Here is a 21494-nt window from a genome sequence, read left to right as displayed (position 1 = left end):
CATCGAACACCGCGCTGTTCGATTAAAGCGCGGTGTTCTACTCACTTTCGTGCCGGACTGCCGAGTCCGCCGCGAAGGCTTTTCTGCACACGTTCCTAGACGTTTGCCGTCAGCAACGGGCGCTCGCCGCCTTCGATCGCCTGGCGCACCTGCCTGCGGTCGCGCCTTAGGGTGTCCAGGCAATCATTGCCGAACCACTCTAGCGACGCATCGGCCAGCGGATCGCCGGAAATCTCCCGGAGGAATCGATCGTAGTCGACGGTTCCCTCGAACAAGGGTGTCATGCCGCGCCTGTTGCCGGCGGCGGCATAGACATTGGCCGGTTCGAAGACGGTGAGATCCGCCCGGCTAACGATGTTCTTCAGGTGGTAGTGGCGGATGTGCGGCTTCATGGCCCGATGGACCGCAACCGGATCGTCACCGCCCTCCCAGACATGCAGCGTGTCGAAATTAACTGCGAAATGGGAATGGTCGACCTCTTCGATCAGTTGCATGGTCGAGGCCGCCGTGTCGGCCAGTGTCTTCGGGTGCGTCTCGACAAGCAGCTGAATGCCGTAGCTGGCGGTGATCTCGCAGATCTCCTTCAGCCGAGCGACGATCCGTTGCCGCTCGTCCGCCCCGACGGCCAGACTGCCGCGGCTTCCGGCGAAGGTGCGGATCTTGCGGGTGCGCCAACGGCGGGCAAGCCTGCAAAGCTCCACCGTCTTGTGCCGCAACGCTTCGGTATCGCCATCAAGCGGCAAGTAGTCGCTGATCATCGGCACGGACAGGCCGTAGCCGTCGAGCCACTCGGCGTTGCGGTCCACCCGTGGCGCCAGGTTGCGTGCATGCGCGCCCCAGAGTTCGATGCCCTGGAAATCGTTCGCCTCGGCCCAGGTGGCGATCTCGTCGAGCGAGATGAGGTGATGCCGGAAGGTGATGGTGCAGAGCGAAACTCTCATCGCGCGACCCTCTTCAATGGGGGAACTTCTGCGGGTAGGACGAGGGCGGACCAGAGATCGAAGACCTCGGCGAGCTTTGCCTTAAGCTTCGTCTCCAACCGGTCCGCTTCGTCGAGGCGCTCGAAGACTGCTCCGGCCAGGGCGCGATTTCCCGTCTGGGCCAGCTTCATGCAGGCGTAGTGCAGGGTCTTCAGCGCCTGAACCAGCGCCTCGATTTCCTCGCACCATTTCTCGAATTCCGCCGCCGGTAGCTTCAGTGCCCGCCAGTAGAAGGCAAAGCCGTGCTCATAGGCATATTTGCGGATAGTGATGACGGGCAGTTCGCGCACCGCGGCACCAAGATTCGAGAGCGTGAGCCCGTCTCGTTCGTCGAGGTGCGCGGTGACGATTTCGCGGACGGCATCGACAAGCGGGTTCCGGTCACGAATGAAGCACGCTTCGAAATAGGCTTTCAGGTCTTCCGCGTGTGGCGCGCGCGCTTCGGCATTATCGAAGACATAGCCGCCGCCGACTGTCGGCTGCATGATCGCGTGAATGACCTTTTCCTTGGCGATCTCGCCTTCCCAGCGATAGTCGGGGTCGTGCACGAACCAGGTCTCGGGATCGGCGGTCTCCTGCAGCATGAGATAGTGCGGAAACGGGTTCTGATTAAACTTGTTCTCGCGCTCCGGCAGATGGAACATGTCGAGCATGACCATGACCGAGCCGGTTTCGCTGCGCTGTTTGAGAAGACCGAGGAGCACTGCAAGGTTGTCGAGCTTGGTGCGCGCCGGATCGTACCATTCGACGACGGAGACACCGTAGAGCCGCTCGAACCAGCCGCGGAAGAACTCCTGGGTAATGTCGGGTGCGTGATAGAGAAGCTCGAAGCGTTCGCTGACAGCAAACTTCGCGTCCCAGACGCCGAAATAGAACGGCCGCTGGTCCAGCCCGTTTCGCTTCAATCCATCGGAAACGCAGCTGACGAAGCAATGAACCTTGATGTCGTAGTAGGCCTCGCCATGAACGCCCTCGTCGGTCGTCCCGCCCGTGAGCGGAAAGGCCGGTACGACGGTAGCCGTCGTTTTCAGCAGATAGAGCAAGACGAGATCGCCGACCGTCTCGATCTCCTGTTTCGCGATCGCCTCCTCTGGCACCGATAGCCCGTATTCAAGTTCGAGATTGAGGAAGATCTCCAGGATCAGGACGGAATCGAGATAGAGGTCTTCGTTGAGGCGGGCATCCGGGCCGAACCCCTCCATGTGCCCATGTGCCATTTTTTCGGTGAGGACAGTCTCGATTGCCGCCAGGATTTCGTTCTCGCTCATGATGCAGCTCCCGCCATTGGCCTGTTGAACTCCCCTGCCAGATGGCGCGCCGCCACGTCCCGCCGGCTGATCTTGCCGTTCGCCTGACGCGGAACCGCATCGACCTGCAGGATCTCCATCGGCAACTGGTGGCCGGCGAGCTGGCGGCTGCACCATTCGCGCACGGCCTGCGGCGCCACCGGTACATCGGCGCTGAAGAGCAGCGCCACGCGCTCCCCGGCAAAACGGTCGTTCTTGCGGAAGGCGACCGCATCGGTGATCGCGGGCATGGCCATGACCGCATCCTCCACGTCCTTCGGGTAGACGTTGAGGCCGGAAACATTGATCATGTCGTCCAGACGGGAGACGAAGACCAGCATGCCGTTGGCGCGGCGGTAGCCGAGATCACGCGTGTGGATCGGCGCGCCATCGCCATTCCTGACGACAATCTCTCCGGCGTCTTCGAAACTGCTGCCCGTTTCCGGGGAAAGATGCGGCAGCACGAAGCCCATGTCGCCAGCGGCGGCGACATCCGGATTGATGGCGATGCAGCCGGATTCGGAGCAGCCATATTGCTGGAACATGAACCGGCTTTTGGCGCGGATATCGGCAAACCACGGATCGGGGAGCAGGGTGCCGGACGTCATCGTCGCGTGGATCTGTTCGCCCTGGGGCAGAAGCCGCGCAAGCGTGTGCAGGATCGCCGGCGACGAATAGAGCAACGGCCGCTCCGTTTCGCGCAGCACCTTCAGCAGATATTTCGGGTTCCCGGTGTTGACGATCACGGGCGTCTGGCCGCGCTTCAACGCCACCAGAATGCCGCAGATCAGCCCGTAGGAATGGGTGGTCGGGCAGGCGATGACCGGCGTCATGCCCTCCGGCTGGCGGAACGTGCGAACATAGCTTTCGATTTCGGCGTCGACTTCCGCCCAGCTTCGCGCCACGCATTTCGGCGCGCCTGTCGTCCCGGAACTCATCTGCAACAGCGTGCCCTGCGGCGACCCCAGCTCGGGCTTCTGGAGAACTTCGGCTGTCAGGCTGTTATAGAGCAGCCGGTCGCAACCGGCGCCGATCGCGAGCTTGCGTGCGCCCGGATAGGGCGTTCCGGGATGGATCGGCAGCACGCTTGCACCCGCCTTGCGGATGGCGAAAAACAGCGCCAGCCAGTCGACGGTTTCCGGAAAGCAGACGGCGTAGCGGCCGGTGTCACGGTCGGAGAGGCCGATCTCGGCGGCCAATCGTGCCGATGTTTCGCTGAAATAGGACTCGTCGTAGAGCCTGTCATCGATGCGGATCATGACTTTCTCCTTCGTTGAAGCGCTTTCGCGGCCAAGCTGTTCGGCACCGTGTGGTGGTATTCGGGCTTGAGCGCGAGGAGCTTCCTCGTCATCAGGGATTCGGTGAGAATGCGGGGTTGGCCACAGCCGAGCTGGCTCAGCCGCTCGGTCGCCCCATGCTCGCTCTCATAGGACGCAAGCACGGTTTGGACCCGCTGCCAGAAAAGCGTTTCCGGCAGATCGTAGCAGTGGTCGAGAAGATGGGAGATCTCGCTGAGATTGTAGACGAACAGCGTGTCCATCACCAATTCGCGCAGCGAATCCAGATTGTCCGTCCAGTAGAACTGGTCCGGCTCGGCATCACGGTAGACTGGGTTCAGTGCCAGGAAGTCCGGCGCCTTTTCCGGCTCGCGCAAAAAGCCCGGCGAGAACTCGATGCTCTCGTGGAAATCGCGCAGGATGAGCCTGACCGGCCAGCCGTCGCGATGAACGAGCAGCATATTCTGCCCGTGCGCCTCGACCGCCAGGCCATGATGGACGAGCAGATGCCAGACCGGAAGGATGGCGATCTCGGTCAACCGGTTGATCCACGGCATGAGGCCGAAACGGCGGATCCAGCCGTCGGCGAACGGGCGTCCGTCCGCCTCGATCATCATCAGGGCATTGAAGGGAATGGCAGCCTCGCCCGTTGCAAGGGTGGCTTCAGCGCTCTCGCGCCAGATCGCCGCCACTTGGCCCGCCAAAGGTCCGTCGCGACCGGCGATAATCCCGGCATATTCCTGCAGGATCGTGAGCGGATAGCATTCGCCAAAGGCCGGATCGCTCTCGACGATCCCGGCAATCCAGCGCGAGATCACCGGCGCCGTGCAGACCGAATGCGGCTCAAGCGTCCGCCGCGACGAGGTGTTGACGATGTTGAGCGGCAGCTTGATGCTTGCCGCAAGAGGCCTGTCCTGGTTCAGCAGCGAGCGCACCGACTGTGTTGCCGTGTAGCGGTCGCCGGCCGGCCCCAGATAATGGATGTCCCCCGATGCGATCCAACCGGCAAGCTCAGTTTCGCGCAGTTCGCGCCACTGCCAGGGGTGCAGCGGGACAAGCCCGAAATCTTCCGGCGAGACGCCGCGTTGCTGCTGCTTCGCGAGCAGCTCGGCCCACACCTCATGTCCGAGTTCCACGCGCCAGAAGGCACCCTCGCCGCCGGGCATTGCCTGGTGAAGATGTTTGCGTGCCACCAGCAGCCAGACGAGCTGGAATGCCCGGCCCGTTTCCGGTCCGTAGGCCGCATGGTCTGCGAAGGAAAAGCCCGTGCGCGCCTTGAAGCAGGGATGGTACGGATGCCCTTCATCAAGTGCGCCTTCCAGTTCGGCTAAGGACATCGTGCGCCGCGACCGCGCAGGGAGGTGACGTTCGTTCCACTGGCAGAAGGCGATCGTCTGCGTGAGCTCGTCGAGCAGCTTTCCGCGCGTCGGGCCGCTGCCCGGCAAGGCGGCAACCAGTTGCGCCAGCGGCGGCGCGACCCAGCTGTCCGCGCCTTCGCGCATCTCCACCGAACCCGGCATCAAGCGAAGCCGTCCAAAGGGGCCAATGGCGCCGCGGCACCGGAAATCCCGGCCGCCGAGCGACCAAGAAAAATCGACCGCATCCCCGTGGGCGTGCTCACTGGCATCGACGATGTCTTCGTATAGGAGGGCGGCGGCGAGCTGGCGAAGCACGCGTTCGTCCGGCCGTCCCTTGAGATCAAGAGGCAATGGCATGATCGGTCCTCGGCGCTGTCAGGACTGCCGGCGCCCGCAACGGGTTTGGCACGGGGCGATACAGCGTCGGCGCGTGATTGGATTGCAGCTCGTCTACGTCATAGAGGCGCGTCGTCAGATTGGCCTTGGAGGCGATCGTCGGCAGGTCGAGGACATGACGCGCGAATTCGCGTCCGGCTCCGGTCATGCGGGCGGCATAACCTTCGAGATGCAGGCGCAGTTCGCGCAAGAGCAGGCTCTCGTCACAGACGCCGTCATGGCCCATGCGACTGACGACCGAGAAGACCTGATTGACGATCAGGTAGTAGGCGAAGCGGTCGCGGATTTCGCTGTCGGCATAATAGAGTGAGGCGATCGTTTGCGTCTCGGGAACATGGCTGACGATCAGGCTGCGATAGCGTTCGGAGAGATAGAAGCCCTGATTGTCGCGATAATAGCTGGCAGAGGGATAACCGTTGGCGATGTCCAGCAGACTGTTCTGCTGGTGCGCCTCGAGCGCGATGCCATAGTCGTCATAAAGGCGGATCAAAGGCTCGACCGCGCAGTCGAGATAGTGGCGGAACCACAGCAGGGCCGCATCCGGCAGGCTTTCGCCCGTGCGCGCGGCGAGGGCTCGGACAAGGCGTTCCAGGCGCGAACCCTCGCCCGGGAGCGGATCGGCCGTCAGGGCGGCAACCGTCACGACGCCCCTGCCCTTTGCGCCCGAAAACGGGTTCTCCCGCAGGATGACTTCGAAGCCGCTTTCGCTCCGGCCGGGCAGGTCGAGCGTTATATAGGCGGGGTCCTGGATGATCCGGAAGTTGCGGGACCGCGCGGCAAACCCGATGCGATCGAGGAGCTTCGCCATGGCGACGCCCGCCTCGAGTTCCTGGCGCCGGTTCAGACGCACGGAATTGGTGATGCGGACGGGCAGGGAAAACTTGAGCATCCAGTCGGCATCGGCGTCATAGACTGTGCGTACCGATGAGGTCGCCGTAAAGGCAGGGCCGGCGGGGCCCAGGTGGCGCAACTGCCCCTTCTCGAGCATTGACCGGATGTCGGGATCAAGCAGCAGCGCTTCCGCCTGGAGCGGATGCATCGGCAGCAGGCATTCATCGTTACCGAGCGTGACGCCATCCGCATCCGGCCCCAACAGCGAACGGACAATTTCGTGGGCCGCCGTCGAACGGGCGGACGCCTGCCGCACACACTCAGCCTTGGCGGCAAAATAGTGCAGCTTGAACGTACCGCGCAGTTCCGGCGCGTAAGATTCCTGCTGCCAGTAGGTCATGCCCTGCCGGCTCTTCGGCGTCGGATGCTGCCAGTGATCAAAGACGAGCGACTGCTCCGCCTCGATGAAATGGCCGCCCTCTGCCGGCTCGGGCTCCGCCTTATCGATGTAGAGTGCAGTCTGCTGATAGCTTTCGAGCACCCGCATCAGCAGTTCGAGTTCAAAGCCGCGCAAGGTATCCGCCTGGTTTTCATCGCCCTGGCGGTAGCACTCGTGGATGAGGATATGCAGCGCCGAGATCAGTTCGATCTGGCGCCATGTCCCGTCGGAAACGCCCCTGCCCCAGACCCGGCCGAAGTGATGCGGGCCGCAAAGGGACGGCGACGTCACCTCGACGCGCAGGATCATGTGCTGCCTCGGGAGCGACCATTCCACACAGTCGAAAGCGCCGCCGACGGTTCGATGCATGACCCGGATACCCGGGTTCACTTCGCGTAGATAGCAGTTGGCGAAGCTTTGAAAGGTGGCGATTTCTGCGATTTGCCTAGACGATTGCATCCTGTCGATCCTCGGCACGCGACGCATAGCCGCGCAATGGCGTTGGACGTTTTCGACCAACACATTGAATTTTCTTATTGAGAGCGTTGTCAGCCCGTGGCGCTCAGCCGGCGGCCTGCCAGTGGAGCGATCCCGGCTGCTCGCGGAACGCGAAGCGCAGAAGATGGCTTTCGATGACCGATTTCGTATCGTCGAGATCGGCCTCGCCGGGCGAGCGGGCGCGGATGCTCAGGCCATCCGGTGTCGCCTGGAGATAACCGGTCCCGCAGGAGAACCGGAGCTCGGCGCGATCGCCAGCCTGTTCGACGTCGATCTTGTGGGCGAAGTGCTTGCAGAGTTGCGTCAGGTATTTCTGGCCGTCGTCCGTTGCAAAATGGGTGGTCGCTTCTTGCATCTGGAACTCCTGTTTCGGCTTTCACTGGCTCGGGCGGCCCTTGGGTGGCCGCCGTCGCGTCTTGAGGCGACTGCCGCGGGGAGGACGCGGCAGCCACGATTGCGGACCGTCGGCCTAGAAGGTCGCTCGGGCGGTCAGGATGAAGGAACGGCCGGGTTCGTAGAGCGGCGTCACGTTCCCGAACTCCTGGCCGTAGGTCGCCCGGTCCGAATAGGTTTCGTCGAAGATGTTCTTGAGTTCGGCGCGCAGCGTCAGGTTCGGCCGTTGCGGCGGTACATATTCGACAAAGGCGTTGAAGACCTCGTAGCCCTCGAAAGGCTTGCTGCCGGCGGCGACGTCGTCGTAGTCGAGCGCAATCTCGGCGTCGGCGCCGAAGGTGACGCCCCAGTCGGCCAGCGTGTGGATCGCCTGCAGCGTGATGATCTGGCCTGCGGGTGCTGCGAGATAGGTGCCGAGGTCGGAATCGGCAGGCTTGCCGTCGATCTCGACGTCGATATTGGCGTATTTCACCTTGAAATAGCCATCGCCCCAATTGTAGCCGCCACCGATCTCGAAGCCGCGCGAGCGAACATCATGGGCGGCGATGCCGAGGTCTGCCCGGAAGCGCGGTGCGCGCGCATCATCGAGATCGGTCTGGAAGACACTGCCCTCGACTATGAAGCCGTTGTAGTTGGCCTCCAATCCCAAGACGTAATTGTCTGCCGTTACCGGCTTCGGACCGTTGCCATAGTCCCAGTTGGGATTGATGATGAAGTTCTCGGCAAGCGGAATGCCCGCCCAGACATGCGAATACCCGGCCTTGGCCGTCAGAAGATCCTCGATGAGATCATATTCGCCCGAGACGTTGCCGCTGAAGCCCGAGTTGGTCCATTTCTCGCCCGTTGTTCCGGTAAAGTGCTGGTTGTCCCCTCTTGCGCCAAAGGAAAGGCGCGTCCTCTCCCAAGGCTCAAGCCTCGCCTGCGCGTAAATGCCGACATTGCGCGCCTTCTCGGTACCGGGATCGTAGAGATCCTCAAGCTCCGCCTTGTCGCTGTAGAAGTCGATGCCCGCGATCACATTGCCGATATCGAAAGAGAACTTGTTCTCGAACTTGCCATTGAAACTATCCGACGTGCCGATGGCGTCATAGGTCTTCGGAACGCCCGGTCCCGGCTTCGGGAAGATCGGCAGATCGACCTCTGTCTTGCTGTAGGCAAGCAGGAGCTTCGGGTCCCACCACCCCTCCGGCGTGCTGTCGGTATAGGTAAAGACGGTGTTCTGCCGGTCGAGCGTATAGTCGCGGATGCGCGGCTCCCACGGCTTGGGGTTCGAAATCGAACCCACATTGGCGCGGAACGGCCGTGGCGCATCGTCGTTGATACGGTCGTGGCTGATCTCGAAACGGTCGCCACTCTCGAACTCGTAGGCGAGCTTGCCGAGGCCGCTCAGCAGATTGGTGCTGGTGCCTTCAACCTCCTTACCGTTACCCGCGGTGAAATCGTTGCCATTGCCGAAGTTGAAGTAGCCGAGGAACTCAAGCCCTTCATGCATGCCATAGGCGGAGAGCCCCGTGGTCACCGTGTCGCTGTTGAAATTATAGCTGGATGTAACGAAGCCACCGAAAGCGTCGGCATCCAACAGATCGCGCGGATCAATCGTCTCATAGGCGATCGCACCGGCGAGCGCCCCCGGGCCGGCATCGGCCGGGGCAACGCCGGCATCGACGCTGACGGCCTTCAGGAGGCCCGGATCGATGAGGTTCGTGCCATTGTGGTGGAAGACCTTGTTGTTCTGGCGGCCGCCGTCCATGGTCACGGCAAGGCTCGTTTCCTCGATGCCATGAACGTAGACCTTCTGCGACATCGGCAAGGAGCTGCCGACGGCGATGCCCGGCTCCCCTGAAAAGACGTCGGCAATGTTGGCGGGGTTCTTCAGCTTCAGGTCCTCCGACGAGATGACGATCTCGCCGGCGCCGAGCGGTCCGCTGCCAAAGGCGGAAATCGGGTTGAGAACCGTGGCGCCGGATGCATCCACGCCCTCGCTGCTGCCGGCCGCCGTGGCCGAGCCGATCAGCGCCGTTCCGCCCGATACCCGGTAGGAGATGCCGGTGCCCGACAGCAGCTGTGCCAGGGCCTGCTGCGGCTCCAGCGTGCCGCTGACAGCGGTCGAACGAATGCCCTTCGACGTCGCTGCAGCCAGGGTCACCTGCAGGCCGGATTGCCGGCCAAAAGCATTCAATGCGCCCGCCAGCGGTTGCGACGGAATGTCGAACGTGCGGGCCGTGCTGACACGCGATGTCGTCTCTTGGGCGGAGGCGACGGAAAGGGGCATGAAGGCAAGGGAGGAAAGCCCGACGATCGCCGTCGTTGTCAGCAGGCGCAGTCCTGCATGGCTATATCCTGCGCTGAAAGAAAGATGTCCCTTGCGGCATTTCGTCGAACTCATTTTACCCCCGTCTCGATGATCCGCGCGCTGCCTCTCGGCAGGCGCTTCGGACCAAAGACGACGGGCTCCGGATTTTTTTTCACCGGTCCGCGATTTTTTCTTGAATTTTTGAGTCCAAATTAAAATTGCGTCAGAACGCGGCCATAGGATGTCACCTCGCGCACCTTGCCACCAAACGGCTGAACCAATGCCTGAAGAGCGTGATCGGGATCCGTGAGATCATAGACGCCCGTCACCCGTCGCGCCGCGAGTTCGGATTGCGGGATGGAGATCCAGGCGGAATGGTAACGTTGCAGCCGCTCGGCGGCAGCCGCAACGGTGACGTTGTTGACGAACATCTTGCCACTGCGCCAGGCGCCGATCTCTTCGGTCGCGATCGCGCTTCGGGTGACAGCACCCGTCGCATGCGCCACCGTCGCCATTTCTCCCGGCGCGAGTTCGAAATTCTGCTTATGATTTTCCCCACTGTACGAAACGGCCACCGTGCCGTGGGCGAGCTCGACCGTCGTCTCCGTACTCGCAAGCTGCACGTCAAAAGAGGTGCCGAGAACCGAAACCTCCACGCCGCCGGCATCGACGACGAAGGGACGCGACGGGTCGCGCGCAACATCGAAATAGGCCTCGCCCTTGAGAAGCCGGACGTGCCGGGCCGCGGTGTTGATCGCGGTGGCGATGGCGCTGCCGCCGCCCATCTGAATAGTTGTGCCGTCCTCCAGCGTGATCGTCCTGCTCTGTGCGGTCTCGGTCACATGATCGGCCTGCCACCACACCAGCAGCGACGGGAGCGCGACGAACAGCACCAGGCAGGCGGCAAGCGCCATCACTGCGGTGCCGGCAGCTAAGGTTCTGGCCGCCCAACGCTTCGGCTGGCGGGTGGTTGCCGCCGATAAAACCAACGGTGTCGCCCCGCGCCAAAGATGCTCATGAACCGGCGGCACTTCTCCCAGCAGCTGCCAGGTCTTCAATGCCGTCTCCCAGGATCGGACATGCAGTTCCGACCTGCCCAACCAAGTGCGGAACGCGGCTTCCGTCTCCCGACAGTTCGGACGCGCCTTCAGTTCGAGGAACCAGTCCATGGCCTCTTCGAGCAACACCTCCGGTATGTGGTTGTCCTTGGTCAAAGCTCTGCCTGCTGGTTACGTGTTCGACGAGACACTACAGCGCCGCGCGTCTTATCAGACGCGCAAAGGTCGCTGTAGCACTTTGAATTGCTGCATGTTTTCATCCTTTAATCGGGTACGATTCAAGGAAACATGCACAAGCGGAATCATTCGGTCTGTCACAAAGACGAATTACTGCGGATTTTTTTTCACGCCGGCTCAAAATTCTAGGAGGCATCGCCCGCCAGAATTGTCGCCACCCGCATCATGGCGGTGCGAACATGGCGATGTACGGTTGCGACCGAGATGTTCAGGTGGGCGGCGATTTCTTCCAGGGTGTATCCACCGAAGCGGTGCATCTCAAGGGCAACACGAACGTCCGTGGGAAGATCGTCGAGGACGCCTGAAATGCGCCGGATCTCGTCGGTCACCACAGCGATGTCTTCGGGCGTCGGCATCTCGATCGGCATCGACCAGAACTGGGGCTCGTCCTGTTCCTCCCGCGCCTCTATCTTCCGACGCTTGAGAAGATCGAGGCACAGATTGCGGACGATTCTGTAGAGATAGGCAGGCGAGAGGCCCTGGGAACCATTGTCGGTATTGGCCGGCGCGAAGCGGATGAACGCCTCCTGCACGATGTCTTCGGCCGTCTCACGCGACCCGACGATGCGCGTCGCATAGGCGACCAAAGCGGTACGATTGGCGAAATAGACCTGATGGCGCGTTTCCATGTCGACCAAGGCGTCTGATCCGAACAAAACAACTTTGATGTGGCGTCCAGCGTCGTTCGCACTGCCTGCCGCGACGCGATCGGTGGACCGGATGGCCAAACGAACGCGACGTCTCTTAGCACGCGTAAATAAACTTGTCTGTAATAGTCATGTTATTTTTCCAGCCAATTGCCTCGACGCCTCGCCGCCGAGCCTGAGCGTCCTTGGCCGGAGACCGTATCCCGTTGCAGAAGCGGAACTTTTCGCTCCGAGGACGATTACCCATCTGAGCGCGAACCGTGTCAACCGGACGCGGCAGGGATGGCGAACATGGCGGTTTTTCCGGTTTCTCGCCATGGCCAACGAAACGGCAGTCGAGCGCCCAACCTGTCCGGTTCGTCTCACTTTCGGTGTCGAGACTCAAGGGCGCCACCAATCTCCCCGCCCTCGACACGCAACTCTCTGACGAGTTCGATCAACGCCCGGAGTTTTGCCGGCACGTGTCGCCGGCCGGAGAAATAGAGGCACAGGCCGTCATAGGGTGGCGTCCACTCATCGAGAACCCGCACCAGCCGTCCGGCAGCGACGTGCTCCTGGACCGCATAGTCGGAGAGATAGGCCAGCCCTGCGCCACACAGTACCGCCTCGAGCATCAACCCGCTCTCGTCCAGAATGACCCGTCCGGGCACATCGATCTCCACGCTTTCGCCATGACGCGAGAACTCCCAGTGATAGATCCGGCCGCTCGCCATGCGCGCCCGAATGCAAGTGTGGTTCATGAGATCGGCTGGTCGCAGCGGCGCCGCCCTCTCACGGAAATAATCCGGCGACCCGACGACGATCATGCGCGACTGGCGCGTGACTGGCACTGCGATCATGTCCGGCGGCACTGCGTCTGTCAGCCGGAAGCCGGCATCGAAGCCTAGGGCGACGATGTCCACCAGCGCGTTGTCGGTCGCTACCTCCACCGCCATGTCCGGAAAACGCCGGAGATATTCCATCAGCAGCGGCTGCAGTACCATGCGTGCCGCCCCGGGCGAGGTGTTCAGCCGAAGCGTCCCGGTCGGCCGCGCCCGGGATTCCGTCACCCTCTCGACGGCACCGTCGATCGCGGCGAGAGCCGGCAGAACCTCGGCCACGAAGGCCTCGCCCGCCGCAGTGAGTGCCACCGACCGGGTTGTCCGGTTGAACAGACGGACATCCAGCCGCTCCTCCAGCGCCGACACGGCATGGCTGAGCGCAGAGGACGACACGCCGAGTTCGCGGGCAGCGGCGCGGAAACCGCCGAGCCGCGCGATCGTCGTCACCGCCTCGAGTTCGGACAGACTGGGTCTCATTGCGCTATTTTCCTCATCAACCTGTCTATGATTGATGATCTTATCCTGGCGACCCTTCCGGCGCATATCCCCTTCATCACAACAGGAAACCGAACGATGAAGATAATCGAGCAGATCTATGTCGACGGCGCTTTCGTGACCCCTGAGGGCAGCGAGCGCTTCGAGCTTTTCAATCCCGCCACCGAAGAGAAGATCGGCGAGGTCCGCCTCGGTGACGCGGAAGACGCCCGCTCGGCGATCGCAGCCGCCAAGCGCGCCTTCCCGGCCATGCGGCACACGACACCAGCCGAGCGCATCGCCATGCTGCAAGCGCTGCGCGACGCGGTCGCAGCGCACGCCGATGCCTTGCATGAGGCCATGGCGACCGAGTACGGCGCACCGCAGTCCTTCCTCGCTTTCTCGGTGCCGCATGCTTCTCACGTTTTCGAGGTCGCCGCGAAGACCGTTGCTGGCTATGCCTTTACCCGGCAGATCGGCAGCGCCGCGGTCGTCATGGAACCGGTTGGGGTTGCCGCCGCCATCACCCCCTGGAACAGCAACATCGGCTTCATCTGCACCAAGCTCGCCACCGCAATTGCGGCCGGCACGACGATCGTGATCAAGCCGTCGGAAATGAGCGCCATCCAGACCCAGACTCTGCTGGAAGCGCTGCACGAAGCCGGTCTGCCGCGCGGCGTACTCAACGTCGTCAATGGCTATGGGCATGTCGTCGGTGCGGAGCTCAGCCAGAACCCTGGTATCGCCAAGATCACCTTCACCGGCTCGACCACGACCGGAAAGACGATCCTTCGAACTGCTGCGGAAAGCTTCAAGCGCGTGACCTTGGAGCTCGGCGGCAAGGGGCCGCAGATCCTGCTCGACGATGCCGATCTCGATCACGCCATTCCGCACGTGCTTGCTTCCGCCTTCCGCAACAGCGGCCAGGCCTGCATTGCCGGCACCCGGCTTCTGGTGTCGGAGCGGAGGCTAGCGGAAGTGACCTCGCGTCTCGCCACCGCCGTCTCGGCATTGAAGGTCGGCCCTTCGAGCGACCCGGCCTCGGATATCGGCCCGATGGTCAGCGCCAGACAATGGCAGCGCGTCCAGTCCTATATTCGTCTCGGTCAGGAGGAAGGAGCAAAGCTGCTGGCAGGCGGCGAAGGTCGCCCGGAAGGGCTCGATCGTGGCTGGTTCGTCCGCCCCACCGTTTTCACCGATGTCACCAACGACATGCGGATCGCGCGGGAAGAAATCTTCGGCCCCGTCCTCAGCGTTCTTTCCTATCGCAACGAAGACGAGGCTGTCGCCATCGCCAACGACACGGACTATGGCCTGCAATCCTACGTTCTCGGCACCGATGTGGAACGCATGCGCCGCGTGGCCGGCCAACTCGAGGCCGGTCGCGTGGTCCTCAACGAGGCGCCGGCAGATGCCCAGGCTCCCTTCGGTGGCTTCAAGCATTCCGGCATCGGTCGCGAATTCGGACCCTTCGGCCTCGAAGCCTTTCTCGAGCCGAAGGCGATCATTGGCTGAGCGGTAATCCCCGTGTCTCAGGCGACCTGCGCGCCGGCCTTCGGCGCGCCAGCCAACGCGACGGTATTGCGACCCATGTGCTTCGCCTCGTAGAGGGCGCCGTCCGCCTTTTGCAGCAGCTTTTCAAGCGTCGTCTCAGTCGCAAGCGCCGCAGCGACGCCCAGGCTTGCCGTCACGCACCCATTGCCAAGTCCGCGATGTGCAATGTCGAGCCGTTCGATCGCCGAGCGGATACGCTCGGCCATCGCCAGCGCCTGCAGCGGCTCCCGATCCGCCACGAGCACCAGCATCTCCTCACCGCCGAAGCGGAAGACGAAGGAGGCCTCATCCACGGTGTCGCGCATGCATTGCGAGACGGCGCGGATGCAGGCGTCGCCCTCGATATGGCCGTGAACGTCGTTGAACCGCTTGAAGTGGTCGATATCCAGCAGGATCGCCGAAACCGGCGCCAGGCGAGGCGCGTCGTTCCACAGCATCTCGCCAACCCGCGCCAGCGAGCGGCGGTTCAACAGTCCCGTCAGTTCATCCCGTTCGGCATTGCGCTCAAGCTGGCGGTAGAGAAGGCTGCCCCTCAACTGGTTGAGGAAATTCTGCCTGTCCTTCTGCTCCAAAAAATAGGCGCTGACCGCCAGGAAGATCGACAGCGTCAAATAGAAGGTGATGATACCGGAATAGGTGACATCGTCGAAGGCGCCGGTCAGGCGCGTGGTGGTGAAATGGGAAGCGCACATCAGCGCGAGCCCGATCACGACGGAAAAGAAGCGCGGCCGCAGCGCGATGACGAAGAACAGGAAGGCGGCGGAATTGCCGTTCTGATAGACGAAGAGGTAGGAGCTGGCGCTCTGCGTGGCCGCCGCCATCGGCAGGGTGACGCCCAGCACCGCGATCGCCACCGCCAGAACGTCGTAGAGAAGCGCATTCGGCCAACGGCGCACGGCCAGGATACAGCCGATGACGAAAGGCGTGAACACCAGGAAGCGGGCGACGAGCAGCTCGCTGAACACATCGGGCAGCATCGTGCGATCGCCGAAGTAGACCAGATCGTAAATGAAGACACCGATCACGCCCCAGATCACCGCGAGCCGCACACGTTCGGCCGCATATTCCTTGCGGAACAGCGCCTCGATCTCCGGCGAGAATTGCAGATAACGAAAGCCGCGCGCGATCTGGTTCTCTACCTGGTCTAGCGTGACAACGCTCATTACCAATTTCCCCGGCTGCGGAAGGACTCCAGCAAGTAGCAGAGAAAACTGAATATTCGTCTAAAGTTAGATCGGTTCGCCGCTGTCTTCGGGCACCTTGATCAGGACCGTCTCGGCGGCCTCGATCGGCCTGCCGTCCTGTGTGCGGATGTCGAGTTTCACCGGTAGTCCGGTTTCCTTTTCGACCAGCAGGGAATGCTCTTCGCCGGGCTGAAAGAGGTGCCTTTCGCCGAACTGGCGCAAGGCGACCATCACAGGAAAGAGGTCCCGGCCCATCGCCGTCAATTGATACTCGACCCGCGCTTTCGCCTCGCCGACGGGAACCGTCTCCAGAATGCCGCGATCGACGAGCGTGCGCAGGCGCTCCGTCAGGATGTTCTTGGCAATGCCGAGGCTTTTCTGAAAGTCGCTGAAGCGTCTCAATCCGTCGAACGCATCGCGCACGATCAGCAGCGACCACCAGTCGCCGATCGCGTCCAGAGATCGCGCACTGGGGCAGTAGTCTCCCTTGAGGCTTCTGCGCGCCACCATACGAACTCTCCTCTCTCGCGGCCACGAGATTTTGGTTGCATTATGAAACCAAATCGGTATCCATAAATTTGGTTTCATTATTAAACCGAAATAAGGAAGAAGTCCAATGGATGGTAGAGCTGCTGCGGCGTCGATCGACGCCGCAAACGACGCTGCGCGCCCAAACGCCAGCAAGACGACAATGTCGCCGTTGACGCGCCCGATGATGACACTCTTTGCCCTCGCCTCTGGCCTTGCGGTCGCCAACGCCTATTTTGCCCACCCCCTGCTGGATGTGATGGCGGCCGATCTCGACCTTTCGCAGACCAGCGCCGGCTTGATCGTCGGCGCGACGCAGATCGGCTACGCGCTCGGCCTGGTCCTGCTTGTTCCTCTTGGCGACCTTTTCGATCGCCGCAAGGTCATCATCATTCAATCCCGGCTTTCAGTGGTCGCGCTCGGCTTCGTCGCCCTTTCGGCCAACGCCGAAATGCTGATGGCCGCGATCGCGGCGGTCGGCATGCTGGCCGTCCTGACACAGGCGCTGGTCGCCTATGCGGCCAGCCTGGCCCAACCGTCAGAACGCGGCCGGGTGGTGGGGTTTGTCACCAGCGGCATCGTGATCGGCATCCTCTCCGCACGCACCGTCGCGGGCCTTCTGACGGATCTCTCCGGCTGGCGATCGGTCTATCTTGCATCATGTGTCGCAACGCTCTTGATCGCCGGCCTGCTGTACAGGTTGTTGCCGCACCAGAGACGGGAAACGAGCAAGCTCAGCTACCCCCGCCTTGTCGGCTCCACCTTCAAGCTGATCTGGGAAGAGCCGGTGCTGCGCACCCGCGGCGTGATCGCCATGCTGATCTTCGCGAACGTGACGACCCTGCTCACCCCGCTTGTCCTGCCGCTGAGCGCACCGCCCTTCTCCATGTCGCATACCGAGGTCGGCCTCTTCGGTCTGGCAGGGATCGCCGGGGCTTTGGCCGCTTCTCGTGCGGGCCATTGGGCCGATCGCGGATTTGGCCAGGCGACGACGGGGATTGCACTCGCGCTTATGCTCATCGCATGGCTGCCGATCTCATTGCTGCATCACTCGATCCTGTGGCTGATCGCCGGTGTGCTCGTCCTCGACTTCGGGCTCCAGGCGGTCCACGTGACCAACCAGGCCCTGATCTATCGCGTCCGTCCGGAAGCGCAGAACCGACTGACGGCAGCCTACATGCTCTTCTATTCGCTCGGCAGCGCGATCGGATCCTCTCTCTCCACGGTCGCCTATACGCATGCGGGATGGAACGGCGTCTGCCTGATGGGCGCGGCGATCAGCCTTACCTCGCTGCTCTTCTGGCTGGCGACAAGACCTACGGGATCCAAGCATGCGGAAGACGCGCAGCGTTGAACGGTTGAGTGAGCTGCGACAGCGCGGACCGAGGTTGGCTCAGCCAACGAGAAGGCCCCGCACGATGGCGGGGCCTCTGAGGGAACGGTCGACCGCCGCTCCTCGACGCTTATGCGGCCGGTTCAAAGTCGGTCGAGAGGGACACGGCACGCCATTGGGCAAGGATTTCTGCGTCCGATGCGTGCTTGGCTTCGATCGCGGCCACCGTGTCGCTGCCAAGCGGCAACCGCACCGGCGGATTTTCGGCATCAGCGAACGAGATCAAGACCTCTGCCAGCCTGTCGGGATTGCCCGGCTGGTTATGGCTGATCTCCTTCGCCTTGCTGCGAACGAAGCCGGCCGTCTCGGCATAGTCCTCGATCTCGATCGGGCTGATGCCGAGTGAGGTCGAGTCGAGAAAGTCGGTGCGGAAGTAACCGGGTTCGATCGCCGTCGCATGGATACCGAGCGGGGCAAGCTCTGCTGCGAGCGCTTCGGTCAGGCCTTCAACGGCAAACTTCGTCGAGCAATAGACCCCGAAGCCAGGGCCGCTGCGATAGCCGCCGATCGACGAGAAGTTCAGGATGCGTCCCGAACGCTGGCGGCGCATGTGCGGCAGCACGGCACGGGTGACGGCCAGCAGGCCGAAGACGTTGGTGCGATACAGGGCCTCGATCTCGGCACCGCTTGCCTCTTCGACCGCACCGAGCAGTCCGTAGCCGGCATTGTTGACCAGAACATCGATCCGGCCAAAGCGGGCGATCGCCTGCCCGACGGCCTGATGCGCCTGGGACTCGTCGGTAACATCGAGCGCTACGGCCAGAAGGTTGGGCTGTTTGCCGAAACGCTCGGCGATCGCCTTCGGATTGCGCGCCGTCGCGACGACCTGATCGCCCTTGGCGAGTGCCTTCTCAACGATGAGAGCACCAAATCCACGGGATGCTCCGGTAACGAACCATGTATGCATGTGAACCTCCTGTTTGTTTCGCCGCTCCATCGTCGGCGGCTGAGAAGGTTTTACCGCGCTCCATCTGCTGAGAAAATCGACTGGATTTTCCTTGAGCTAATGAGTAAAATTCATCAATGAGAACCGTATCGCCTTCCGACCTGTCCTCCTTCCTGGCTTTGGCCCGGCACCGAAGCTTCCGCCGCGCCGCTGACGAGGTCGGCTGCACGCCATCGGCACTCAGCCATGCCCTGAAGGCACTTGAGGAGCGGCTCGATCTCCGCCTCTTCAACCGAACGACCCGCAGCGTCGCGTTGACGGAAGCGGGCGAACTTCTGCTCGCGCGCGTCGCCCCCGCCTTCCGCGACATCGAGGATGCGCTTGACGACCTCAACAACTTCCGGGGCACACCTGTCGGGCGCTTGAAACTCAATGCGGCGCGCGCCTCCGCGAAGATGGTGCTTCTGCCTTTGGTCGCACGCTTTCTCGAAGCCTACCCGAAAATCAGCATCGAGATCGTCACCGACAACGACCTCGTCGACATGGTGTCGGAGGGTTTCGACGCCGGCGTTCGTTTCGGCGAGGTCATCGCGCAGGACATGATTGCCGTACCGATCGGGCCGCGCCAGCGCACGGCGATTGTGGCAACGCGTTCCTTCTTCGAGCGCTTTCCAAAACCGACCGCTCCCGATCACCTGAGGGAACTCCCCTGTGTCGGACTGCGCTTCGGCAGCGGCCGGCTTTACACATGGGAATTCGAGCGCGGCGGCGTGGAACTTCAGGTCGAAGTGAGCGGCCCCCTGATCGTCGACGACCAGGACATGATGGTGGACGCTGCCCTTGCCGGAGCCGGCGTGACCTTCACCTTCGAGGATCAGGTGCTGTCGCTGATAGACGAAGGAAAACTTGTTCGGGTGCTCGAGGACTGGTGCCCCTACTACGGCGGCCTCTATCTATACTATCCGAGCCGACGGCAAATGCCGGCGGCGCTACGCGCCTTCGTCGATTTCATCAGGACTGCGGGTAGCGGGCTCGCCAAAAGCTAGCGCGAAGCTGCGTCTTGTGGCCGACCGCGCCGCGGTCGGACCATGTGCAGCCGATTCCGGGCAGCGCCGGCCCGAAGCAGGGCATGTCCTGGCTTACGCCTTGGTTTCACTTGCAAGCGACGTGGCCTCTGCGACGGCCAACGCGGCCATGGCAAGGGCAGCTTCGCGCGTTGCGGCAGCCGCGATGAAGCGGCCATTGTGGCAGAAGCTTGCGCCCGCGACCCCGCAGGCCGCTTCCAGTTCTCCGTTGGTCAGGCCGGCCCAGGCTGCGGGCAGGTCTGCGCGAAGCTCAAAGCCCTCATCGGCCTTGCGGATGCCCGTCAGGCACCAGTCTTTGTCACGCGGGTGAACGACGAACAACAGGTGATCGGCACCGGACTTCACGACGGCCGGACGGAAGGGCATGCCCATCGGCAGCTCGAGAACGCGACCATCCCCGGCACGGGCGATTTGCTGAAGAACGAGTGCCTCGGCTCTGAGCTTGGCGGCGCGCTGGGCGACGCTGGCCTCGACGAGCGCACAGGCAACCGCCAGGGCCGCCTGAAAGCCGCGATCGTCAGCCTCCTGGCCGGCCTCGTCGAAAACCGGCTTCAAGGTTTCCAAAAGCGCCGGCAGGGTGAGCCCTGCGAGCGGCCCGGCAACGGAAGGGTCGAGCGCACCATTATCCACCAGGTCGACCGGAAGCACGAAGCGTGCATCAAAGGCCGCATGGACCGCCTCGATATGGTCTTCAGGAACGCCTGAAGCGGCGAGATAGTCGCGGCCGTAGTGCTTCCAGATCAGCCCGAACGAACTGTAGGGCTGGCCGTCCTCTCTCAGCGGCGCGCCGCGCTGGTGATGATCGAAGATACCGGCCGCGGCGTCATACTGGCCACCCACATCGTAGACGATACGGTCTGCACCGGGCCTGATCCATTCCGGAGCCCGACTGCGGATCAGGCGAGCCTGCGGGAAAAGCCGCGTGAGAATGACGGTGGACAACAGCTCGTCGGCATGGAAGCCACCGGAATGGGTAACGAGAAACGCTGGGATCATCCCGATTGGCCTTATGGTTCGTTGAGTACGGAACGCACCACATAGCCATTGCTTGCTGCCACCTCAACCCACCATCGCTCCTTGCCCGCCTGGAGACCCGCGTGCGTCGCCGGGAGATCTTGGCGGGAGACGGATCGACGGCCGAGACTGGCCGACAATTATTTGGGCGCAGCTACTCCAGATCCATCGTGGTGAAGACGCGGCAATTGTCGGGCGCAGGCGTGCTTTTGCAAATCTGCGCATCGACCAGTTGGTCCACTGCCAGCGTGTTCGTCAGCAGAAGGGCCTTGAACAATTGCCAGAGACCGGGATTGCCAGCCGCATCGCGCGGGCCCTCGGCCAGCATCTGGTAGCGCACGCCCATTTCATCATAGTAGGCCGCCAGCTTTTTGCTGCTGGCCTCGTTTCCAGTCACCATCGGAATCTCTTCGACGATCGTCCCTTCTCCCGCGAGCCGTCGACTGCCTGACGCAAGGACGAGCGTACATGCCTGTGAGCAGGCTCCGAGCGAAACGGCCTTGCCGATATAGGCGGCTCCCTTTTGGTCGTTTGCGGTACAGTTCTTCTGATCGCGCTGACACCCGAAGAAAACGGTCGTGCCCACCGCCACGCTCAGTTTGCTTTTGCGGATGAGGCGGCCGAGTGCCATCGCAGCCGCCATGTCGCCACCGGGCGATCGCAGGACCAATGGCAGCTTGCGGCCTGCGAGCGTCTTCAAGGTTGCCTTCAGCAGGGCCGGTGTCTTCGGCCCGATGGTGCCCGCGGCGGAAATCCACTCCGGACATGTCGGCTCGCACCCGGCCTGGTTGGAGCGCACGACGACAAACCGCATCTCCTGCTCAGCCGCCATTGCCGGCCGCTCCATCAACAGGCTTGCGGC

18 protein-coding genes are annotated in these 21494 nt (G+C 62.6%); 3 read left to right on the top strand and 15 right to left on the bottom strand.

Annotated elements, in window-relative coordinates; translation table 11 throughout:
* Positions 1 to 95 precede the first annotated feature (95 nt).
* The 10 genes from AC070A_RS07860 to AC070A_RS07815 all read right to left on the bottom strand — a co-directional run bounded on the left by AC070A_RS07860 (position 96) and on the right by AC070A_RS07815 (position 12991).
* Positions 96 to 941 (bottom strand): sugar phosphate isomerase/epimerase family protein, encoded by an 846-nt coding sequence (locus tag AC070A_RS07860; protein ID WP_112996468.1) that lies wholly within the window; start codon positions 939 to 941, stop codon positions 96 to 98.
* On the bottom strand, positions 938 to 2248 hold the full coding sequence (locus tag AC070A_RS07855; RefSeq protein WP_112996469.1) for a DUF6005 family protein: 1311 nt from the start codon (positions 2246 to 2248) through the stop codon (positions 938 to 940). Before AC070A_RS07855 ends, AC070A_RS07860 begins: the two co-directional genes overlap by 4 nt.
* The gene (locus tag AC070A_RS07850) at positions 2245 to 3525 is read right to left on the bottom strand and encodes an AMP-binding protein (RefSeq protein WP_112996470.1); all 1281 of its coding nucleotides are present in this window, start codon (positions 3523 to 3525) and stop codon (positions 2245 to 2247) included. The genes AC070A_RS07855 and AC070A_RS07850 overlap by 4 nt, the downstream gene beginning before the upstream one ends.
* Positions 3522 to 5258: an IucA/IucC family protein gene (locus AC070A_RS07845; RefSeq protein WP_112996471.1), complete on the bottom strand. Its 1737-nt coding sequence runs from the start codon at positions 5256 to 5258 to the stop codon at positions 3522 to 3524. Before AC070A_RS07845 ends, AC070A_RS07850 begins: the two co-directional genes overlap by 4 nt.
* On the bottom strand, positions 5242 to 7026 hold the full coding sequence (locus tag AC070A_RS07840) for an IucA/IucC family protein (RefSeq protein WP_494773561.1): 1785 nt from the start codon (positions 7024 to 7026) through the stop codon (positions 5242 to 5244). Before AC070A_RS07840 ends, AC070A_RS07845 begins: the two co-directional genes overlap by 17 nt.
* A gap of 103 nt (positions 7027 to 7129) precedes the next feature.
* Positions 7130 to 7420: a DUF2218 domain-containing protein gene (locus tag AC070A_RS07835; RefSeq protein WP_113132565.1), complete on the bottom strand. Its 291-nt coding sequence runs from the start codon at positions 7418 to 7420 to the stop codon at positions 7130 to 7132.
* Positions 7421 to 7534: 114 nt separating this feature from the next.
* On the bottom strand, positions 7535 to 9844 hold the full coding sequence (locus AC070A_RS07830; protein WP_112996472.1) for a TonB-dependent receptor: 2310 nt from the start codon (positions 9842 to 9844) through the stop codon (positions 7535 to 7537).
* Between the two features lie 119 nt (positions 9845 to 9963).
* On the bottom strand, positions 9964 to 10965 hold the full coding sequence (locus AC070A_RS07825; RefSeq protein WP_112996473.1) for a FecR family protein: 1002 nt from the start codon (positions 10963 to 10965) through the stop codon (positions 9964 to 9966).
* Positions 10966 to 11171: 206 nt separating this feature from the next.
* Positions 11172 to 11675, bottom strand: a complete 504-nt coding sequence (locus AC070A_RS07820) for an RNA polymerase sigma factor (protein WP_112996531.1) — start codon at positions 11673 to 11675, stop codon at positions 11172 to 11174.
* A gap of 380 nt (positions 11676 to 12055) precedes the next feature.
* Entirely contained in the window at positions 12056 to 12991 is a 936-nt protein-coding gene (locus tag AC070A_RS07815) for a LysR family transcriptional regulator (RefSeq protein ID WP_112996474.1), read from the bottom strand.
* 96 nt (positions 12992 to 13087) lie between these two features.
* Here AC070A_RS07815 and AC070A_RS07810 point away from each other — a divergent pair, with 96 nt between their 5' ends.
* Positions 13088 to 14503, top strand: a complete 1416-nt coding sequence (locus AC070A_RS07810) for an aldehyde dehydrogenase family protein (protein ID WP_492383800.1) — start codon at positions 13088 to 13090, stop codon at positions 14501 to 14503.
* 17 nt (positions 14504 to 14520) lie between these two features.
* Here AC070A_RS07810 and AC070A_RS07805 read toward each other — a convergent pair whose 3' ends face one another.
* Together AC070A_RS07805 and AC070A_RS07800 are read right to left on the bottom strand one after the other, a co-directional pair.
* Positions 14521 to 15705 carry a GGDEF domain-containing protein gene (locus AC070A_RS07805; protein WP_112996476.1) on the bottom strand — a complete coding sequence of 395 codons (1185 nt, stop codon included), beginning with the start codon at positions 15703 to 15705 and terminating at the stop codon, positions 14521 to 14523.
* Between the two features lie 66 nt (positions 15706 to 15771).
* Positions 15772 to 16236: a winged helix-turn-helix transcriptional regulator gene (locus tag AC070A_RS07800; protein ID WP_112996477.1), complete on the bottom strand. Its 465-nt coding sequence runs from the start codon at positions 16234 to 16236 to the stop codon at positions 15772 to 15774.
* 106 nt (positions 16237 to 16342) lie between these two features.
* Between AC070A_RS07800 and AC070A_RS07795 the strand changes: the two genes are divergently transcribed.
* Positions 16343 to 17608 (top strand): MFS transporter, encoded by a 1266-nt coding sequence (locus AC070A_RS07795; RefSeq protein WP_492383799.1) that lies wholly within the window; start codon positions 16343 to 16345, stop codon positions 17606 to 17608.
* A 109-nt stretch (positions 17609 to 17717) separates the two neighbouring features.
* Here the strand turns inward: AC070A_RS07795 and AC070A_RS07790 are convergent, their stop codons facing one another.
* Complete coding sequence (locus AC070A_RS07790; RefSeq protein WP_112996479.1) at positions 17718 to 18554, bottom strand: oxidoreductase; 837 nt, start codon at positions 18552 to 18554, stop codon at positions 17718 to 17720.
* Positions 18555 to 18670: 116 nt separating this feature from the next.
* On the opposite strand from AC070A_RS07790, the gene AC070A_RS07785 reads away from it, so the two are divergent.
* Positions 18671 to 19579: a LysR family transcriptional regulator gene (locus AC070A_RS07785; protein ID WP_112996480.1), complete on the top strand. Its 909-nt coding sequence runs from the start codon at positions 18671 to 18673 to the stop codon at positions 19577 to 19579.
* 93 nt (positions 19580 to 19672) lie between these two features.
* On the opposite strand, the gene AC070A_RS07780 is transcribed toward AC070A_RS07785, so the two are convergent.
* Together AC070A_RS07780 and AC070A_RS07775 are read right to left on the bottom strand one after the other, a co-directional pair.
* On the bottom strand, positions 19673 to 20614 hold the full coding sequence (locus AC070A_RS07780) for an MYG1 family protein (RefSeq protein WP_112996481.1): 942 nt from the start codon (positions 20612 to 20614) through the stop codon (positions 19673 to 19675).
* A 172-nt stretch (positions 20615 to 20786) separates the two neighbouring features.
* Complete coding sequence (locus AC070A_RS07775; RefSeq protein WP_492383798.1) at positions 20787 to 21482, bottom strand: hypothetical protein; 696 nt, start codon at positions 21480 to 21482, stop codon at positions 20787 to 20789.
* Positions 21483 to 21494 lie beyond the last annotated feature (12 nt).

This window comes from Ensifer sp. GW101-20A05, assembly GCF_059424735.1.
Note: the sequence above shows the minus strand (reverse complement) of the source record. Positions and strands in the feature narration are given on the sequence as shown.

Excerpts from the sequence above, each read along its gene's own strand:
- AC070A_RS07835 (WP_113132565.1), bottom strand. The coding sequence starts at position 7,420 with ATGCAAGAAGCGACCACCCATTTTGCAACGGACGACGGCCAGAAATAC.
- AC070A_RS07815 (WP_112996474.1), bottom strand. The coding sequence starts at position 12,991 with ATGAGACCCAGTCTGTCCGAACTCGAGGCGGTGACGACGATCGCGCGG.
- AC070A_RS07795 (WP_492383799.1), top strand. The coding sequence starts at position 16,343 with ATGGATGGTAGAGCTGCTGCGGCGTCGATCGACGCCGCAAACGACGCT.
- AC070A_RS07820 (WP_112996531.1), bottom strand. The coding sequence starts at position 11,675 with ATGGAAACGCGCCATCAGGTCTATTTCGCCAATCGTACCGCTTTGGTC.
- AC070A_RS07840 (WP_494773561.1), bottom strand. The coding sequence starts at position 7,026 with ATGCAATCGTCTAGGCAAATCGCAGAAATCGCCACCTTTCAAAGCTTC.
- AC070A_RS07790 (WP_112996479.1), bottom strand. The coding sequence starts at position 18,554 with ATGCATACATGGTTCGTTACCGGAGCATCCCGTGGATTTGGTGCTCTC.
- AC070A_RS07860 (WP_112996468.1), bottom strand. The coding sequence starts at position 941 with ATGAGAGTTTCGCTCTGCACCATCACCTTCCGGCATCACCTCATCTCG.
- AC070A_RS07805 (WP_112996476.1), bottom strand. The coding sequence starts at position 15,705 with ATGAGCGTTGTCACGCTAGACCAGGTAGAGAACCAGATCGCGCGCGGC.
- AC070A_RS07845 (WP_112996471.1), bottom strand. The coding sequence starts at position 5,258 with ATGCCATTGCCTCTTGATCTCAAGGGACGGCCGGACGAACGCGTGCTT.
- AC070A_RS07855 (WP_112996469.1), bottom strand. The coding sequence starts at position 2,248 with ATGAGCGAGAACGAAATCCTGGCGGCAATCGAGACTGTCCTCACCGAA.
- AC070A_RS07810 (WP_492383800.1), top strand. The coding sequence starts at position 13,088 with ATGAAGATAATCGAGCAGATCTATGTCGACGGCGCTTTCGTGACCCCT.
- AC070A_RS07850 (WP_112996470.1), bottom strand. The coding sequence starts at position 3,525 with ATGATCCGCATCGATGACAGGCTCTACGACGAGTCCTATTTCAGCGAA.
- AC070A_RS07830 (WP_112996472.1), bottom strand. The coding sequence starts at position 9,844 with ATGAGTTCGACGAAATGCCGCAAGGGACATCTTTCTTTCAGCGCAGGA.
- AC070A_RS07780 (WP_112996481.1), bottom strand. The coding sequence starts at position 20,614 with ATGATCCCAGCGTTTCTCGTTACCCATTCCGGTGGCTTCCATGCCGAC.
- AC070A_RS07800 (WP_112996477.1), bottom strand. The coding sequence starts at position 16,236 with ATGGTGGCGCGCAGAAGCCTCAAGGGAGACTACTGCCCCAGTGCGCGA.
- AC070A_RS07785 (WP_112996480.1), top strand. The coding sequence starts at position 18,671 with ATGAGAACCGTATCGCCTTCCGACCTGTCCTCCTTCCTGGCTTTGGCC.